We start from the raw sequence: 18,838 nt of genomic DNA on the forward strand, positions 1-18,838 counted from the left end.
CTATTTGCAGAGATCGTAGGATAAGTTTGTCTGATAAGTCGCTGTCGCTGGCCGCTCCAAAAATTTGCGACACATCCCGTGGCTTCCCTGACAGTGGTCAGAAGATGTTGTAGGGCCCTCGGCCGGACGGGTCTGCTCCAAAGCCCCATCATCTCATCACCGGTCTCAACTGCGGCAAGTTGATAGAGGCAAACGATCTGATCCAGCGTGACGCGACCATTCGGCGAGCGCGTATCCGCGTTCAGACCGGACCGGCTAAGCAGCGACGCCATCTGCGCCTCTGGGCACAGGGCACGCAGCGCCGCCAGCCAGTCATCGACAAACTGGCTGGAAACCGTGGAAAGGATCGTTGGCGTGACATTGGTCATAACGCCTCAGGAGGTATCACCAATTCCGGTCGACATGAAACGCAGGCTTGCAGATGGCGGCCTTCGCAGATGACAGAATGTCAATGTCTCAACCAGATAACGCTCTGCTTGAACTCATTTCAGTGGGGTCAGGCGACTTCGAACAACGCTGCGGCCCCCATGCCTCCGCCAACACACATGGAGGTCACCACGTATTTTACGCCACGACGCCTCCCCTCAAGCAGAGCGTGCCCGACTTGTCTCGCACCTGTCATGCCGTAGGGGTGGCCAATCGATATCGCACCGCCGTTCACGTTGTAGATTTCGGGATCAATCCCAAGGTGGTCGCGGCAATAGAGAACCTGGCAGGCAAAGGCTTCGTTAAGCTCCCAAAGGCCGATGTCTTCGATGCGAAGACCTGCATTCTTAAGCAGCTTTGGAATGGCATAGATCGGGCCGACCCCCATCTCTTCCGGTGCGTTTCCTGCAACAGCCATGCCGCGATAGATACCTAGCGGTGTGAGACCCTGTTGCTCAGCCATTTTGCCTTCCATGAGCACACAAGCCGAGGCCCCGTCAGAAAGCTGGCTTGCGTTTCCGGCAGTGATCAGTCCTCCTTCGACAACCGGGTTCAGCTGGCCAAGTGTTTCGGCCGTCGTACCCGGCCTGTTGCCTTCGTCTTTTGACAAGGTCACTTCTTCCAGGGTTTCCTCTCCGGTTTCGCGATTCTTGCCCCGCTTTATCGCAGTGATCGGGACAATCTCGTCATCAAAGGCGCCAGCAGCCTGAGCCCGGGCCGTCCGACCTTGGGAAAGTGCAGCATATTCATCCTGGGCGTCACGACTGATCCCATATACCTGCGCCACATTTTCCGCCGTCATCAGCATCGGCATATAGGCATGTTCAGATTGGGCGATAACGTTTGGATCTTTCTCATCGCCCGCCCATTTCAGATAGGCATTCTGCAGGATGGAAATATTTTCCTGCCCGCCTGCCACGGAGACATTCTGACCATCCACAATGACCTGCTTTGCGGCCGTCGCAATGGCCATCAATCCCGATGAACATTGCCTGTCGATCGTCTGTCCTGCCACCGTATTGGGAAGGCCCGCCGCCAGCGCCGACAAACGCGCGACATTCATGCCTGCGGTTCCCGCCGTAAGGACCGATCCGATGACGACATCTTCGATCGAACCGGGGTCCACGCCTGCACGTTCAACAGCGTGTTGAATGGCGTGCCCCATCATGGTAGGGGATTTGATGTTGTTCAGCGAACCTTTGAAGGCAACCCCAATAGGGGTTCGTGCGGTTGAGACGATAACGGCTTCTCTCATGATTTTTCCTTTTTGGCATCAAAATGCGCGGCAAGTGTTACGCCCGAGGTTGCGAGTTCTTCCAGCAAAGGCGCAGGCGTGAACCACATCTCACCATAGGCACCAAGCGACTGCCGATAGTGGTTCATGCGTTCCAGAATCTGGCTTAATCCAAACTCGTCGGCATAGTGCATTGGGCCGCCGCGCCAGTTCGGAAAGCCATAGCCGTTGGTCCAGATCAGGTCGCAATCACCCGGGCGCGTCGCAATGCCCTCTTCAAGGATCAAGAAGCCCTCGTTGATCAGGGGGAACAGACAACGCTCAAGGATTTCCTGATCGTCGATTTCCCTGCGCTTCACGCCATGCAAGTCTGCCAAATGGGCACTGATTTGAACAATCTCAGGGTCTTCGACCCGCGTCCGCCCCTCGTAGACATAGCTTCCTCGCCCGGTTTTCTGACCCAGTCGGCCTAGTTTAAACAACCTGTCCTGCACAGCCTGGTATGTCGGGTCATGCGCGATTTCACTACGCCGCTCCTGACGCACGCGGGCGCCCACATCGACTCCCGCCAGATCTGCCATCGCATGAATGCCCATGGCCATGCCGAAGCCTTCAAGGACGTCATCCACCTGTTTCGGCGTCGCCCCCTCTAGAAGCAGACGGGATCCTTCGCGGAAGTATGGCTCCAGCATCCGGTTTCCAACAAAGCCGTAGCACACGCCAACCGTGACAGGGAGCTTTCGGATCTTCTTTGCGACCGTGATTGCCGTTGCAATGACATCGGGAGCGGTCTTGGCGCCGCGCACCACCTCCAGCAAGCGCATGACATTGGCCGGGCTGAAGAAATGGAGACCAATCACATCCTCCGGGCGGGATGTGACTGCGGCGATTTCATCAACATCCAATGTCGATGTGTTTGAGGCCAGTATCGCGCCAGGTTTTGCGTGTCGGTCCAGGGCTTCAAAAATCTGGCGTTTGACATCCATGCTTTCAAACGCCGCTTCAATGATCAGGTCGGCCTCTGCAAGGTCGCCGTAGCTGAGTGTCCCGGTGGCGTTGGCGGAGATTGCCTCTGCCCGATCCGCACTGAGCCGCCCTTTTTGAGCCGCACGCTGGAAATGCTCCCGGACCTTTTCCAGCCCCTGTTCGAACGCACCTTGCGTGGTTTCCAGAAACGTGACCGGATACCCCGCCTGCAGAAAGGCGATGGCAATGCCGCGCCCCATTGTTCCGGCACCGATCATAGCCACCGATGAAATGCTACGTGGTTGGTCAGCACGGGTAACGCCGGGAACCTTGGTGCATTCACGCTCTGCAAAGAACAGATGCCGCCCCGCCCGCGATTGAGGTGTGTCGAGCAGTTCAGCGAAACCTGCCTTCTCTTGTGCCAACCCCTCGGCCAGCGGCATTTCGCACGCGGCCTCGATGGACACCAAACATCGTTCAGGGGCGACAAGGTTTTTGGACGTGTGCGCTATCTGGTCTCGGAAACCCGCGAGATAACCCTTCGGATCAGGATGTGTGACGGTCATATCCGCGCAACTGCGTTTCGGATCGCCCTCATGGCTGACACGGGTGGCGAAACCCAAAACATGCGCGCGAAAATCCTGGTCGTTCTCAAATAGTGCGTCGACCAGCCCACAAGACAGGGCATAATCGCCTTTCACGGGGTCACCGGAAAGGATCATTTGCGTTGCCACTTCCAGACCGGCAATCCGGGGTAGTCGTTGGGTGCCTCCGGCACCAGGCAGCAGCCCCAGTTTGATCTCAGGTAGGCCCATCACGGCATCCGGCGTGGCGACACGGTAATCACAGGCAAGCGCGATCTCCAGCGCACCACCCATAGCGGGACCTGCTATCGCGGCGATAATGGGTTTCTTGCTGGTTTCAATCGTTACACACAGGTCTGGCAGGTCCGGCTTGTCCCAAACTGCCCCGGTGCGGAACTCAACGATATCAGCGCCGCCGCAATAGAGCGGCAGAGCCGAGCATAGAACGATAGCTTTGACCTGTTCATCGGCGTCCAGCTCGTGGATGGCCGAGGAAAGCGCCAGTCGCATCTTGAGACCAAGAGCGTTCACTGGCGGGGCATTCAGCTCAATGAAAGCGACACTCTCGGTGTGTTTAGTGGAAATCATGTTTGGAAACCTCAATTGGACTGTTTGGCAAGATCTTGTTCGATCTCTGCCCAATCGTCGAAGTGGATTACGTTGCAGGGTGAATTCACGTTCTCGAGCCAGACAAAGACGGAGATGAATGGCTGGTCATAGACCCGGGTGGCGTGGGGATCGCCCGCCGCGTTCCAGATAAGTGATCCAGCCGGATAATCCTGCCAGTCACGGGTGCCAAACCGCCAACCAGATTTCTCGGACAGGTTCAGGTACAGCTCTGGCGCGTCGTGGTTGTGGTCGCGATACAGCGTCCTTGGACCCAGCATGAAAATGCCAAGGTTGAAATCGGGATGGTGATGTCCACATGCGTCTGGCCCAATCAGCAGAGTATGTAGGTTACACTTTGTGTATCCCTCGCCCAATTCGGCACCAGGGGGATAGAATTGGGCGTTGTCTTCGCGCCAGATCAGATCATCCTTGGCCGCTTTCAGACAACCTGCGATTTCCTGCAATTCGGGGGCGACAATCCCGGCGATGGCGTTCTTCAGAACCTCATCGTGCCGGGTTCCTTGGGGAGGTAAATCAATGAGCCTCTCACCCTTCAGGTCCATGGCTGCCAGCTTGTCCAACGTCAGGTCAACGCCGCGCGTGGCAGCTCTGTGAGCCTGCAGATAGGTGACAATGGACCCGATAAGCGCCTGAATACGGCGTTGCTTGTCTGTCATGATTTAAAGTCCGAGCGCGTTGAAATATCTTTCCGCACGAGTTTCTTGTCGAGCTTGCCGACGCTGGTTTTAGGTAGGCGGTCGACAAAGACTATCTCGTCTGGAACTGCCCATTTTGAGATCTCGCCTGCACCGACACGCGACTGGATTTCTTCAATGACTCTCAAGCGCACAAGATCCGGATCGGCATCCTTTGCGGCTTGAGCGACCAACACTGGCCTTTCGCCCCATTTCGCGTGCGGCAGCCCGATTGCTGCGACGTCCTCAACGCCGCTGCAAGACGATGCTATGTTTTCCAGTGCCAGTGAAGATATCCATTCGCCGCCGGTCTTGATCACATCCTTGAGGCGGTCAGTAATCTGCAACGATCCATTCTCGCGGATATACCCAACATCCCCGGTATGCAGATACCCACCGTCCCAAAGCTCATCCGAGGCTTGCGCATTATCCAGATAGCCTTGTGTCAACCAGGGAGCCCGAGCAACAACTTCGCCGGTTGTTTCGCCGTCATGTGGAACGTCCTGCATATCCGGTGTCACAACACGAAGGTCGACAAGCGGGCCGGGAAAGCCGGTTTGCGCCTGCACCTCTGGATCGTCGCTGGACAAATCGGCCACCGTCAGAAACGGACAGGTCTCGGACATCCCATAGGCCGCATGCAAGGATATGCCTGCCGCCGCCGCCCGGTCCTGCAAATTGCGCGGCAAAGCGGCCCCGCCAATGATCACTTTCCATCTGTCCAGGTCAATTTGTGGGCAGCCCGGATGGTCGAGCACCATTGACAGAACCGTGGGCACGCAGTGGGAAAAGGTGACGCCTTCGTCTGCAATCAATCGTAAGATTGTGTCAGGGTCATATCGACCGGGATAGACCTGACGCAGCCCCAGCATCGTTGCGGCATATGGAAATCCCCAGCCGTGGACGTGAAACAAGGGCGTCAGCGGCATGTAGACGTCGCCGCGATGAAATCCGGCGTTTCCGGGCCACGCTCCGAAGCCGGCGATCAGGCCCAACGTGTGAAGGACCAACTGCCGGTGTGAATAGCTCACCCCCTTGGGATTGCCGGTGGTCCCGGTCGTATAAAACAGGGTTGCGGTTTGGTTTTCATCGAAGTCCGGGAAGTCAAAGCTGTCTGGGGCCTCGCCTATCCACTCTTCATATCCTTCTCCGTCTCCAATCGGCACGATGGTGATGTCCCGATCAAAGCCCGATTTGATACCCTCTATGAGCGACATGAAATCGCGGTGCACGATGATCAGATCTGGTTGCCCATGGTTGATCGTATAAAGAACCTGAGCAGGAGATAGTCGCACGTTGATCGTGAAAAGGGACGCGCCCATCATCGGGATCGCGAAAAAACACTCAAGATAGCGGTGGGTATCCCAATCCATGACGCCGACGCGCATGCCCTCACCTATCCCGCTGGCCTTTAGAGAACTGGCAAGTTGGCGTACGCGTTTGCCCAAATCCGCATAACTCAACCGCATTTTGGTGCCGCTGACGATCTCTTGGCTGGCTGACGCGAGCTGAGATCCGGCCAGCAAGTGTTTAATCAGCAACGGATAGCCATATGCATTTGACGAAGGTGATAATGGTGGCATGAAGGTGGAATCCTTGAGCTTCTTTAGCCCCTAATCTGGCATCTCTTCCCCAGTTGAAGAACTGAAAGAAATTTCCGTTCATCAAGATATTCTAACCGATCACATCGCACCGCGAATTGCGTGCTACCCCCTGACAGGTTATGAAAAAGAGTATCAATACCCTGCTATATTCGCGCCCGTCGTCGGATAACTCTGCTTGAGGGTAAGCAGAATTGATTTCATCGAGGAGATGCAGCAATGACCACTCACATGCCCACGCTGGTTTCACTGCGCGCTTTTGAGGCGGTGGCGCGTCACAAGAGTTTCCGAAAGGCCGCTGACGAGATTTGTGTGACGCATGCGGCAGTCAGCCACCAGGTCAAAGCATTAGAAACAACAATCGGTGTTAAACTACTGGAACGCACAAGCCGTTCGGTCGAGCTAACACCGGCTGGCGAGCAATATTACCCGCCAATACGCGAACACATTCAGGGAATCATCAAAGCCACTCGGCGCATCCAGACACCTGAGGAACCGGACGTGTTGCTCGTTCAGTCCTACGCAAGTTTCAATACAATGTGGTTACAGCCCAGATTGGCTGAATTTCTTCAGGATAATCCGGACACACGCGTGCGCATCGTCTCGACCTTTGAAGACGGTGATTATGATATGCACCGGTTCGATGTGGGCGTGTTCAACGCGCCACCGTTTGATAAGAGATTTGACTACAGCCCCTTGTTCGAAACCGATATCTACCCGGTATGTGCTCCGGAGGCCTTGAAAACCGCAAGCGGTGGAATGCCGCTGGAAGAGCTCAGAAATTTCCTTCTGCTTAGTGTCCCAAGCACATGGAATGAGCCGGATGACTGGGACTGTTGGTTGGATGCGGCGGGCTTAGATCGCGAAACGATGAAATTTGGCTCTGTTTTCGACAATTACCCGCTTGTCCGTGAGGCTGTTCTAAATAATCACGGTATCAGCGTCGCAAGGGCACCGTTTTGCGAGCGTGATCTTGAGCGGGGGCGTCTGGTTAGACCCTTCGACATTTCAGTACCCGAGCCAGGCCGCTGGTATCTGGCGACGCAAAAAGAGCGTGCACCCAACCCCAAGCTCGATACATTTATCGACTGGCTGTTCGAACAGATCGAGGCCGACCCAACCATGCGGCAATTTCGGGCCTGATCTGTTGAATTCCAGCTCTGCCGTCAGCGCGCTTCAGGACTGACGGGCACCGGCCTCGGATGCGACGCGAGGGACAAGAGCGCGAACCAGTTCAGTCATATCCAGTGAGCCGACTGTCTTCTCCCCATCCTTGACAACATAGGCGTGTGAAGTATCCCCGCCGGACCGCGCGATCATGCTTTCGAGCGTGTCGTTCACGTCCACTTCGCCATGGGCATCTTTTGGCACTTTGCCACCGACAAACGGGGTCATAATCGAGCGCACCCGCAGAACCCGTGCGCGGTTGATGTCGCTCACGAAATCTTCGATATAGGGATCGTTGGGGTTCAGCAGGATATGCTGCGGCTCACCCTGCTGCACGACAAAGCCGTCCTTTAGGATCACAAGGTGATCGGCCAGCTTCAACGCCTCATCTAGATCGTGAGTGATGAAGATGATGGTCTTGTGCAGCTCTTTTTGCAGCTCGAGCAGCAGGTCCTGCATGTCGGTTCGGATCAGTGGGTCAAGAGCCGAGAAAGCCTCGTCCATCAGCATGATCGGTGTGTTCGCGGTCAGCGCCCGGGCAATGCCCACACGCTGTTGCATCCCACCGGACAATTGCGCTGGATAATGGTTCTCGAACCCGCTAAGACCCACGCGTTCCAGCCATTTTGCGGCTTCACGGTCGCAAGTCGTCTCGTCCTCGCCGCGCACCGAGAGCGGCATGCCTGCGTTCTTCAGCACGGTTTTGTGCGGCAAAAGCGCGAACTTCTGGAACACCATCGACATCTTTTCCTGTCGAGCATGGCGCAACCCGTCCTCGGACAGTTGCATCACGTCCTCACCCTGCACGATGATCTCGCCCGCAGTGGGTTCGATCAAACGGTTCAAGTGGCGGATCAGAGTAGATTTCCCAGAGCCGGACAGGCCCATGACCACTGTGATTTCCCCCGCCTGCATATCGATGTTGATGTTGTTGAGCCCCAACACGTGCCCGTGCTGCGCCAGCAATTCTTCCTTGCCCATGCCATCCTGGACATGGTGCAACACGTCCTTGTCGCGGGCGCCAAAGATTTTATAGAGCCCGGACAGGCGGACCATTGGCTGTGTCATTGAACCGGCTCCTTAATGTTTGACTTGGGTCTTATCGACCCGTGTGAGAGCTGCCTTTGACACGCGGTCAAGGATCACGGCCAGCAGAACAATGCCGATACCCGCAACGATGCCCACACCCAGTTCAAGGTTTCGGATACCGCGCAACACGTTCACGCCAAGGCCAGGGGCCGAAACAAGAGAGGCGATCACGACCATGGCAAGGCTCATCATGATGGTCTGGTTGATCCCGGCCATGATGTTCGGCAACGCCAGCGGCAATTGTACTCGCATCAGTTTCTGGCGGTCATTCATGCCAAAGGCATTGGCCGCTTCGATCACATCCTTGTCGACAAGCCGGATGCCCAGATCGGTCAGGCGGATCACCGGGACAATCGCGTAAAGGATGATCGCAATCCCGTACAGTTTGGATTCCGTGACCGAGAACAAGAAAATCAGAGGGATCAGGTACACGAATGTCGGCAGGGTCTGCAGCAGGTCGAGCAACGGAACGACGCCTTTTTGCAGTCGGTCGGATTTCGACATGGCAATTCCAATGGGCACACCGAACAGCACCGAAATCGTCGTACACACAAAGACGATCGACAGGGTTTGCATCGCCACATCGTAGTGGTCTACGAGGGCCAGCATCATAATCGAGGCGGCCACGAAGATCGTCACAGGGCGCGAACGTGACGCGTACCAGGAAATCGCCACCAGAAGCGGGACCATGATGAACCATGGCGTCGCTTCAAACAGCCAAAGTGCGCCATCCAATATCCAGCTCAATGGCTGTGTGATCGGGTCCAGAACGGTTTTCAGGACCGGTTTGGCTGCCAGAAACCCATCTTCGATCCCGTTGGTTACATCGCGCGACTGCCATATGCGGTTGCAGCTTTCGTGCAGATTATCAAATGAGGGAATTGGAATGAGCGGCCCAGAGGCCTCTTCTCCTCCTGCTTGCGCCGCAAGGTCCGCCAGCGAAAGAGGCGCTTTGTCATCTGACGTGCCACACCATTCGCTCAAACCCAATGCGCTGAACAACTTGTCATAGAAGGCCATTTATCCCACTTTCCGATCTACTTCAGTGCGTTAGGGGCATCGCTGAGGATGCCCCTGTCCATGCAGTTTACTGCAGCAATGCGGAAAGTTTGTCGCGCGCAGCATCGTTAAGCCACGCTCCCCAGACATCCTTGTAGGTCGTCAGAAAGTGCACCGCACCTTCATCGTAGGAGGCATTGTTGTCCTCGACCCATGCCAGCGTTTCGCCCATCTGTGCGTTGGTGAAGGACAGATTTGTCATCAGGTCAGACACTGCTGCGTTTTCGGCCATGAATTCTTTCGACAGAACTGTAACGACTTCACTGCGGGGGAAGGCGCTCATTTCTGGCGTCGCGCATTCCGCTGTGATGTTGCAGGCGTGCTTTTCAGGGTCATGGGGGCCCATATCGACCAGGGTCATCGGGTATTTGCCCAGTACCGATGTCGGTGCCCAATAAAAGCCGAACCACGGCTCTTTGTTTTCGTAGGCGGCAGCGATCGAAGCCGCAAGGGTTTCGCCTGATCCATGCACGAAGTTTTCAATGCCTGCATCAATCAGCCCGCCTGCCTTCATCAGGTTGGTGCTGACATTCAGACAGGTCCATCCCTCGGGGCAATTGTGAAAGCGATTTCCGACGAGTTCGGGGTTGGCTGCGATGCCTTCAATTGTTGCCAGTTCCGGATGCTCCTCCACAAGGTAGTTCGGAACAAAGAACCCTTCGACACCGCCATCTGACAGAACTTCGGTCACAGGAATGATTGCACCTGAGTCAACCAGCCCTTGGTAAGCCGGCGCGCCGTTTGTCCAGATTTCAGTCAGAATATCGGGCTCTCCTGTCTCGGAAACGGATGCCAGCGCAGGGTTGCTCGAGAGCGGAACCGTGGTCACTTCGCAACCATAGCCTTGCTCCATCAGAAACTTCGAGACCGCGGTCACAATTTGCGCTGACCCCCAATCGGCCTGCATCAGTGATACTTCACCGCATTCGTTTGCCTGGGCCGCCGAAGCGGTGATTGCCGCAGCAAATACGCACCCGAGACCCGCTGAAATCTTGAACATTTCTTTCCTCCTTGTCATCGGCGAAACAGGGGCAGAGAAACGCTCCAAGCCAAAATTCGCCTTGTTTGTAGCGATGATTTGTACAGACAGGCCTAATAGCAAAAAACTGAAAAGAATTTTATATCATGTACAATTGTTTACAGGTGGAGAGTTGAAGCCAGGCTCGAATTTAGTGACCTTCGTTCCAACGAAAGCTTCTTAGATGTAAATCCATAGGTGGCTTATGCGTGTGTATAATTGCCTCTTCTCAAGAGCCGGCAGGAGGAGTGATCAAACCCGGGGACGTCCGTTCTGTGCTCATCACGCCCATTCGAACTAGCTGCAGCATCGGTAGATTTGGGCTCAGTGTTGCCGTTCTCCGCAGCAAGCATGATTGGCTGGTCCCAGCCTGAAGCAGGCATTCACAATCACGCTTTTCAGTTTTGCACCAAGCCATTGACTAGGACATGCGCGACGTTCAGGAAATCATGTTGTCTGCTGTAAACGACTGAATTGGGCTCGGTGCCATCGTTGTCTGCTGTTAGCATGATTGGCCGCACGCAGCCCGAAGCGGACCTTCGCAACCAAGCTTTGCTAACTCCGAAATACACAACGAAACGGCCAGTTGCAGAGGTTGTATCGGCGGTGGCAACCAACCATTCATGTCGTCGACTAACCTGTTCAACGTCGCACTACAACTTCTCCGAACTGATCCCACGAGGACCTAATCTTCGAAGCGTTCATTTGGCTCGACCACATTTACTTGCTTCGGAACTTGGTCGGTGTCATTCCGGTCTGACCTCGGAAAAAGCGAGTGAAATGGGACTTGTCAGAATAGCCGAGCATCAGTCCGATCTCTGCAATTGTCATCTGGTTTTGTTTGAGGTGCTCCTTGGCGACATCGATACGCAGCCGTTTGATTTCGCGCGGTAGCGTTGTGCCTTGTTTTTGAAGCGCTTTCAGAAACCGTTCCGGTTGTATTCCCAGCATTCCAGCCACCATCTCTGGTCCCAAATCGGTTTCATCCAGTTTGTCGCGTAAGACAGATCGCAAAGCTGCCACCACGGTTACTTCTTCATCTTGTCGAAGTGATGCTATGGGCTTGGCAGAACCCTCAGAGACGTGGTGCAAAAACAACCATTCCACAGGAAAACTAATTTGCATTCCGGGATCAGTCCCAAGGCCAACCTCGATCCCTTGGTAGTCGATAGGCAGCCCATTGATGTATCTGCTTTCCCATCGCACACGGGAAGAGTCCCAGGACTCTCCGACGACGGTCTGCAATAGGCGTACATAGATTGCGGCACCAAAACCGGTCACCTGAATGGGTGGGACGGTTGGTTCCTGTTGCCTCTCGATACGATAAGTCGCTTTGTCTGCTTCAATGACAAGGCTGTGCCGCACAGAATTGGACTCCTGCGGTACAAGCCCAATAAAGCGGGTAAAAAACTCGAACAGCGTTTTTGTAGATTGCAAGGCTTGAGCGAAGGGCGGCCATCCTTGTAGGTCAAACGCTTCCCCTACATTCAGTCCTAGGTATCGATCCCCTGATACTTCTGAGAAAGCATTTACCAAGCCGTAAACCAACTCGGAGTGAACGAACACGGATGGGTTAGTCATCAGTTCAGCTTTCAAGCCGACCTGATCCAATGCTGGTTGCGGATTGATCTTGCGTTCGGTGAGATATTGCAGAAAGGGAGCGGCTAAAGAGAGGCGAACAAAGCCCTCGCTATGCTCTCGGGAGGTGGAGTTGAAAGGCAAGCTCATAACCCTTGTTGGATTAGCTTTAAGAAGTGGCCATTTTTGCAGTCACATTCGTACATCCTAATTCAAAAGGGGCAACCGAGCCAATGAATTCCAGACTATAGTTGGCAAAACATGAATATGAAGGGAGTACTTATGTCCGGCTTACGAATGTCTCTTTGCTCGACGGCAATTGTCGCGGCAGTTCTTTCTTTTTCGGCGACCGCGCAGGCTCAGGATCAAGAAGAACCCCAAACGCTGTTTACCAACGTGCATGTCTTCGACGGTGTGAATGAGCAACGCATTGAAAATGCCAGTGTTCTGGTCGAGGGTAATTTGATTAAGGCCGTATCAACCGATGCGATCGATGCCCCCAATGCGACAGTCATTGATGGAGAAGGACGGACACTGACCCCCGGGTTTGTTGAACTGCACGCGCACCTCATGCTGATGGGGCCGACATTACCCGCGATGGAGGCCAACACAACTTGGGAGGACTTTGCCATACACGGTGCTCGGATGGCCGAAATGTATTTGATGCAGGGTTTCACCACTGTCCGGGATGCTGGTGGCGCTAATGGCGGACTACGTCGGGCGATAGACACAGGGCAAATTGAGGGCCCCCGTTACTATCCATCCGGGGCGTTTATCGGAACACGCGGTGGTCATGCTGACTTCGCAAATTTTACAGCACCACCTGGTTCAGAGACAAACATGGGCCGGTTGAACATGGCTCAGGAGGTCAGTGGTGTTGATGACGTCTATAAATACGCACGTAACAATTTCCGCATGGGTGCCACGCAATTGAAGTTCATGCAATCAGGTGGTGTCGTGTCGGCATTCGACCCTTGGCAGTTGCTAGCCGGGTCGCCCGAGGAAATAAAGGCCGCCGTGCAGGTGGCGAATGAATATGGCAGCTATGTCATGGCGCATTCCTATCGCAAGGAAGCAATCCTGAGTGCGCTCGACGCGGGTGTGATGTCAATAGAACATGGCTTTTCTTTTGATTGTGATATTGCTCAAGTCATGAATGAAAAAGGGGCATATATTACCACGAACCTGACAGCTTTCGATCCCGGTCTTCTCGACATTCCGGCGGTGGCTAACGTGCCCGCTAGCCTTGCCAAGGCAAAGTCTGCCTCGGCCACATTTGCTGGCTATATCGACAATATGAAGGAATGCCCGGTGAAGCGAGGTTTCCAGACTGACTGTGTTGGGTCGGTAGAGGCGTGCAATATCCAGATTGCCTATGAAAAACACCTGAACAATGAGTTCTTCGGGCCCTATACGTCAATGGTCACGCTGACATCGACGGGTGGCGAGGTAGTCGCTCTGTCAGGTGACTTTATGAACCCTTACACCGCCGGGAAACTGGGCGTTATCGAGGAAGGAGCTTATGCGGATATCCTGCTAATCGACGGTAACCCACTTGAAGACTTCTCGGTTGTTGGCACAGGTGATCAGTGGTTCGGTGCCGACCCAAGGCCTGAAAGCCCAGATACGATCCGCCTGATCATGAAGGACGGTGTGATCTACAAAAACACACTGGATTGACCAGATAAAGCAGCCGGAGAGCATTCATGCGAAATTGGTTTTGCTCCGCAGTATTCGCAGGGTTGGTTTTGTGCGGTTATGATGCTGCGGCGACGCCTGGAACCGCGTTGGACTGGGCAGATCTGCCAGATCCGTCTGCGCAGGTCTTTGATGACCCCTATCGTGAACTCAGCCCCGAACAGTTCGACGATGTTCTTTTCGTTGTGCGTATACGCGGCAGGTTGCAGCAGGAGGTTGGCAGCGCCGAAGAACGGCAGAAATGGCAATTGCTTTTAGCAGAGACCGAAGACGCCTTGGTGTCAGACGGAATTGACGTCGACTGGTTACTCGATCAGCGCGAGGTTGTGACTGAACGTCGAAGAAAGGCTGGAACGAGCGGAAACCCGCAATTCGACGGCAGAACAATCACACTCGCGGGCTTTGCCATTCCTGCTCCAAGCGATCCGGACGGCCGGCCTGTGGCGTATTTGGTGCCAGAAAGAGGGATGTGCAGCCACATGCCTCCACCTCCGCCTAACCAGATGATCCGTGTGCGGTTGAACGGGGACTGGGCGCCTAGCTATTTCCACGAACCCGTTCGGCTGACAGGCACGCTGACTATCGATCCTTCCGTTCATAATATGATGGTTGTGGATGGCCTCATGCCTATGAATGCGACTTTCCAGCTAGAGGCGGAACGTGTCGAAACTCTGGAAACCGAGGCAGACAGGTTGGAATGGAAGCAGCGTGCTGCTGATCGCATCCGCGCGGCAGGAAATCGCAAGACCGGTGGGGCACAGGCGTCAAAATGATAAGACTTCTGGTTGCCGCATTGAGCATTGCATTTGCTGGCGCAGCGTCGGCTCAGGGACTATCCGGGCCATCTTCAGTCGAAGCCGATCTTGCGCCCGGAGACGGGCTCACCGATCCGCAATATCGTTCCGATTTTCCACGCAACATCGCACCGGGTTGGTTTCAGTGGAAAGACCGACTGGCTGAGGGTGGGTTTCGGTTCAACATTGATTACCTGGCATTGGGCCAATCCACGAATGCTGATCTGGGAACCGGCGAAGCGGCCAGCGGAATTGCGCGCCTCTACGGCAGTTGGCAGGCAACTGAACGGGGATCTTTGACATTCAAGATCGAAGATCGGCACAGTTACACTGATGTTGCCCCGCAATTCCTTGGGCTAGATGGTGGAGCCCTTTCGATCACGGGAACAGCCTTCAACGATAGTGGTCTGCTGCTGACCAACCTGTTCTGGACTCAAAGGGCCGAAAACAGTTCGTGGACGCTGCAATTCGGGCAGATTGATGTAACGGATTTTGTGGACATCTATGGATTGGTAAGCCCCTACAGTGGTTTCCAAAACCTGTCTTTCAATACCAACCCGACAATTAGCACGCCCAACCAAGGCCTTGGTATTGCCGGTGGGGTAAAGCTGAGCGAGAACCTTTACGCCGTTGCCAGCGTCTCAGACGCAAACGCCGACCCGTCTGATCCTAACTTTGATGTGTTCAGCGATGGCAATCTTTTCAAATCACTCGAATTTGGTTACACTTCCGGCTTTGATCGCATCTATTTCGACAATGTCCATTTGACTCTCTGGCATGCGGATGCGGCTGACGATGGCAGTCGAGCGGAAGACTACGGCGCAGCGTTTTCCGCCGCATGGTTTGTTGACAATAAATGGATGCCGTTCTTCCGTGCAGGGGCCTCGAAGGGAACCGCAGCGCTTTATGAACGGTCGATTTCTGCCGGTCTCGGTTACTATGGTCGCAACACCGATTTGGCCGGTCTGGGCCTGAACTGGGCCGAAGCAAGAGGCATAGATGGCGATCAGTTCACGCTTGAAGCTTTCTACCGCTTTTCAATCTCACCCGGACTGCAGATCACGCCATCGGTACAATTCATTTCCGACCCGCTTCTAAATCCCGATCAGGACCGGATTACCCTGTTCGGTCTAAGAACCCGGATCGTTTTCTAATGCGGGGTGAAGGCAGTCACTAAGGGGTGTGCCAAAGGGCAACTAAGAGAGATCAAGCGCGTGCCGGAATTTTCAACGCCGGTCGAATGAAGTTGGGAAGCAAAGGAACAATCTATGAAGATTGCATACGGAATTCTTGCAGCCTTAGCAGTTGTGTTTTTCATCCTTGGAGGCAGCGATGCCCATGCCAAAGACAACAAGGGTAAAAAGCCGAACAAGGGGGGCAAGAACGGTGATGTCAGCATTCAGATAGAAGACAAACCCGGCAAAGGCCCAAAAGCTGTACCACCTGGACAGATCAAGCGCTACACGCGCGGTGCCAAGCTCCCATCTGACCTGGAGTTCGAGGATATTGGGGACCTTTCCAAATGGAAGCTTGGGGAGCCGGGCAAAGGAAACCGCTACATTCTGGTCGATGACGAAGTCCTCGAAGTTACGAATGACCTGTCTACCGTGGTCGATGCCGTCGGCATCGTCGGTGATCTTCTAAATTAGGCGAAAGTACGATGTTTCAGGGCAAGAACTACCTCGTTTGCCCTGACGCTGGCCGGGGCGATCATTTGTGAACCCCGGCCCAAGTTCAAAACCCGGATCCGAGGCGCTACGATGATAAAGGCCCTTCTTGTTCTTTTTGCGCTTGCTACCTTTTCGTCAGCACGCGCCCTACTCGCTCAGGAAAACGGTGCAACTGAAGTCCCGCAAACAATACGCTTTGAGGGCTATGTATAGCCCAGTCGCGAAGCAGAACTGTCGCCTTTGGTGGACAATGTGGTCAACCGGACTTTGCAAAGTCTGCTTTCTGCGCATCGCTGACCTTAAAGCGCGTTGAAGCATTTTGTATTTTGGGCTCGAAATGGTCGTTCTCTGCACGTAGGATCAATGGCGGCTACGGCTTTAAATCATGCGATAGATGTGCCGAGCGACAGGCAAGAACCAAAGACTACCCGATGAGAAAAGCCGCCTGTTGGCGGCTTCTCCTTCCGTCGCAGATTGTTTCTGGACACTATGGCAGCCATTGCCTGTCGCCATCAGTAAGGCCGTACCACTGAAGCTCTACAGTTCTTTGATACCTCGCATCAACTCGTTGGTGAGCCTTGTGAAGTAGTTCTACACCGCCCGTCTCAACTAAAATCCGGCCCACTCGTGATACCACCGAAGACCCAGGCAGTTTCTTGTTGTCCTCAGTCTGGGCATTCATCATCTGCGCGCCTCGGTTGAGTTCCGCGACGTGCTTGTTCAGCCCGATTTCATTCATTTTTTACACCTTATCCTTGGTCGCTGCTTTGATTTTCTTGTCAGTATTGTACTGGCTCAGCGAGTACACAGCCCAAATCGCGGCCGGAATCCAGCCAATGAGCGTCAGTTGCAAGAGCAGGCAGAAAAAGCCCTGAATTGGGCGTCTGATCGTGAAGAACACCACAAACGGCAGCAAAATCGCGAGTATCAATCTCATCTGAAAAAACCTTCTGATAGTTAGACCGCTATGTTCTCACAAACATGGTTAAACGCAGATTTACTTAAACAGCACCCCCGTCAAGCGGAGGCGCTACTTTCAGCCCGTTTGGCTCTCATTTTCCCCATCGCCATATCTTTCGCTGACCGGCTTTTCCGCTTTGCGACCGTGCGCTGTGCATCAAATGCCGCCTGAAGTTCCTGATCTTTTTCCGAAACCTCTTTTACCGGGGCAGGGGCCGGTTTCGCTTCAGCCAGCGCCTTTGCCGTGTCCCTGGCTTGCTCTGCAGCCAGATCAAGGTGTGTGCCCCTGATCTTCGGACTGTCGCCACCCAAGAACTGCATGAAATAAGGATCTTCGAAGTAACGGATCTTGTTTGCAATGACCGGCATCTTGCCTTCGCGGATCAGCACCACCTCATTCTCCGGCAATCGGCCAACGTGTTCCGGCCGGAGCAGGCGAATACCTTCCTCGCGTTCCGATATGCTGCCCATTTCCATTTTACCGAGTGCCCGAGACTTCGACTTACTCATAACTGTTTTATCACCGATGGACCTGGACACGTGTTCGCGCACCTCTGAATCTTCGGACGCCGCAAACATTTGCGTCCCGGCGTTTGCCAGCATCGCCCGCACACCTTCATGCCCATAGATGTCCTGCAGGCGCGACAGCGTTTGCGAAATTACGATGATCCGGCCACCGAACGATCGCATGGTGTCATAGGCTTCAACGACGCGCTCAAGATGGCCGAGGCGCTGAAACTCATCGAGCAGCATCAAAACCTTGAACGGCTCATCTTCGCCCGGCTCAACGGTTTCGATGGTGTTCACCAGATCGAGGAAGAACAAGCGAATGAGCGTCCGGAACTCTTTGACCTTTTTCCCTGGCACAGAAAAGTAGATCGAGGTGGGGCGCCGACGCAGATCTTCAAAGCTGATGTCATTGCCCTGCGTGGCTCTTGCCACAGACGGGTTGCGCCAGAGCTGAAGGCCGGAGTTCAACATAACCGAAATCGTTGACCGCAAGATTTTGGATTCTTCGGCTGCAAGATTCAGGAACTCATCTGCAGCTCGCGCATATCCAACTTCTTCAGCCATTTTCTCATAGTCCTTTTGCTTGGTCGTTTTGACCAGGCGTAGGACTTCGGAAATGTATGGCCGCTTTCTTTTGGTCGCCAACATCGCCATTGCGCAAAACATGCCTTCGACGCCACCCATAAAGCCCTGTGCGGACGAGCTGGGCGTGTCGAACATCTGGGTTGCAACCTGAATCACTTCTTCCCACCGCCGGTCCAGATTGTCGGCACGTGCTGCGCGGCGCAGAGGGTTGTAGCTGTGGCTTTTGTCGGGGTTCTCGGGATCGAACACAAAAACCTCATCGCCCATTGCTGCCCGACGCGCACCCGTGGTCTGGAAAATCTCGCCCTTGATGTCCAGGACGACGCAAGAACCATTGAAACGCAGGACGTTCGGGATCACAAAGCCGCTGGTTTTGCCCGAACCTGACGGGGCAATGAACATCGCGTGTGGCTTTTGGACACCGGGGCCGGGCTTATAGTAGATCGCGTTCTTGTCCTTTGGCTCACCAAATTTGGCAAACACGATTTCACTGTCCAGTGGATCTTTGAGCCTCAAGACGGATGTGTCGCAAATTTTTGGAGCGGCCAGCGACAGCGACTTATCAGACAAACTTATCCTACGATCTCTGCAAATA

The 18,838-nt window shown here is 54.5% G+C and carries 16 protein-coding genes; 5 read left to right on the top strand and 11 right to left on the bottom strand.

The features are described 5' to 3' along the window. The 5 genes from AC2FJB_RS22020 to AC2FJB_RS22040 form a co-directional block, all read right to left on the bottom strand. Window positions 1-368: AraC family transcriptional regulator ligand-binding domain-containing protein (locus AC2FJB_RS22020; RefSeq protein ID WP_496721008.1), on the bottom strand; the 368-nt coding region annotated here is incomplete at its 3' end. Window positions 369-496: 128 nt separating this feature from the next. After that, on the bottom strand, window positions 497-1,681 hold the full coding sequence (locus AC2FJB_RS22025) for an acetyl-CoA C-acyltransferase (protein ID WP_209509591.1): 1,185 nt from the start codon (window positions 1,679-1,681) through the stop codon (window positions 497-499). Next, a complete protein-coding gene (locus tag AC2FJB_RS22030) occupies window positions 1,678-3,798 on the bottom strand; it encodes a 3-hydroxyacyl-CoA dehydrogenase NAD-binding domain-containing protein (protein ID WP_496721010.1) in 2,121 nt (706 codons plus the stop codon). The genes AC2FJB_RS22025 and AC2FJB_RS22030 overlap by 4 nt, the downstream gene beginning before the upstream one ends. 11 nt (window positions 3,799-3,809) lie before the next feature. Beyond that, a complete protein-coding gene (locus tag AC2FJB_RS22035; RefSeq protein WP_014880570.1) occupies window positions 3,810-4,496 on the bottom strand; it encodes a dimethylsulfonioproprionate lyase family protein in 687 nt (228 codons plus the stop codon). Beyond that, window positions 4,493-6,097 (bottom strand): fatty acid--CoA ligase, encoded by a 1,605-nt coding sequence (locus AC2FJB_RS22040; protein WP_496674487.1) that lies wholly within the window; start codon window positions 6,095-6,097, stop codon window positions 4,493-4,495. Before AC2FJB_RS22040 ends, AC2FJB_RS22035 begins: the two co-directional genes overlap by 4 nt. Window positions 6,098-6,334: 237 nt before the next feature. On the opposite strand from AC2FJB_RS22040, the gene AC2FJB_RS22045 reads away from it, so the two are divergent. Beyond that, on the top strand, window positions 6,335-7,258 hold the full coding sequence (locus AC2FJB_RS22045; RefSeq protein WP_496721012.1) for a LysR substrate-binding domain-containing protein: 924 nt from the start codon (window positions 6,335-6,337) through the stop codon (window positions 7,256-7,258). 33 nt (window positions 7,259-7,291) lie between these two features. On the opposite strand, the gene AC2FJB_RS22050 is transcribed toward AC2FJB_RS22045, so the two are convergent. The 4 genes from AC2FJB_RS22050 to AC2FJB_RS22065 form a co-directional block, all read right to left on the bottom strand. Next, window positions 7,292-8,350 (bottom strand): quaternary amine ABC transporter ATP-binding protein, encoded by a 1,059-nt coding sequence (locus AC2FJB_RS22050; RefSeq protein ID WP_496721014.1) that lies wholly within the window; start codon window positions 8,348-8,350, stop codon window positions 7,292-7,294. A 12-nt stretch (window positions 8,351-8,362) separates the two neighbouring features. Then, complete coding sequence (locus AC2FJB_RS22055; protein WP_496721016.1) at window positions 8,363-9,391, bottom strand: ABC transporter permease; 1,029 nt, start codon at window positions 9,389-9,391, stop codon at window positions 8,363-8,365. A gap of 67 nt (window positions 9,392-9,458) precedes the next feature. Beyond that, the gene (locus tag AC2FJB_RS22060) at window positions 9,459-10,430 is read right to left on the bottom strand and encodes an ABC transporter substrate-binding protein (RefSeq protein WP_058274113.1); all 972 of its coding nucleotides are present in this window, start codon (window positions 10,428-10,430) and stop codon (window positions 9,459-9,461) included. Window positions 10,431-11,168: 738 nt separating this feature from the next. After that, window positions 11,169-12,176: a helix-turn-helix domain-containing protein gene (locus AC2FJB_RS22065; protein ID WP_496721018.1), complete on the bottom strand. Its 1,008-nt coding sequence runs from the start codon at window positions 12,174-12,176 to the stop codon at window positions 11,169-11,171. 132 nt (window positions 12,177-12,308) lie between these two features. On the opposite strand from AC2FJB_RS22065, the gene AC2FJB_RS22070 reads away from it, so the two are divergent. The 4 genes from AC2FJB_RS22070 (at window position 12,309) to AC2FJB_RS22085 (ending at window position 16,167) form a co-directional block, all read left to right on the top strand. Continuing rightward, a complete protein-coding gene (locus AC2FJB_RS22070; RefSeq protein WP_496819097.1) occupies window positions 12,309-13,706 on the top strand; it encodes an amidohydrolase family protein in 1,398 nt (465 codons plus the stop codon). 26 nt (window positions 13,707-13,732) lie between these two features. Beyond that, the gene (locus tag AC2FJB_RS22075) at window positions 13,733-14,497 is read left to right on the top strand and encodes a DUF3299 domain-containing protein (protein ID WP_170337125.1); all 765 of its coding nucleotides are present in this window, start codon (window positions 13,733-13,735) and stop codon (window positions 14,495-14,497) included. After that, entirely contained in the window at window positions 14,494-15,672 is a 1,179-nt protein-coding gene (locus tag AC2FJB_RS22080; protein WP_496721023.1) for a carbohydrate porin, read from the top strand. Before AC2FJB_RS22075 ends, AC2FJB_RS22080 begins: the two co-directional genes overlap by 4 nt. Window positions 15,673-15,786: 114 nt before the next feature. Further along, on the top strand, window positions 15,787-16,167 hold the full coding sequence (locus AC2FJB_RS22085; RefSeq protein WP_170337130.1) for a hypothetical protein: 381 nt from the start codon (window positions 15,787-15,789) through the stop codon (window positions 16,165-16,167). A gap of 763 nt (window positions 16,168-16,930) precedes the next feature. On the opposite strand, the gene AC2FJB_RS22090 is transcribed toward AC2FJB_RS22085, so the two are convergent. After that, window positions 16,931-17,125, bottom strand: coding sequence for a YqaE/Pmp3 family membrane protein (locus AC2FJB_RS22090; protein WP_496721025.1), 195 nt, complete (start codon window positions 17,123-17,125; stop codon window positions 16,931-16,933). Between the two features lie 80 nt (window positions 17,126-17,205). Next, a partial coding sequence (locus tag AC2FJB_RS22095; protein WP_496721027.1) for a type IV secretory system conjugative DNA transfer family protein occupies window positions 17,206-18,838 on the bottom strand: 1,633 nt, incomplete at its 5' end.

This window comes from Ruegeria sp. CDSC085 (assembly GCF_059610465.1).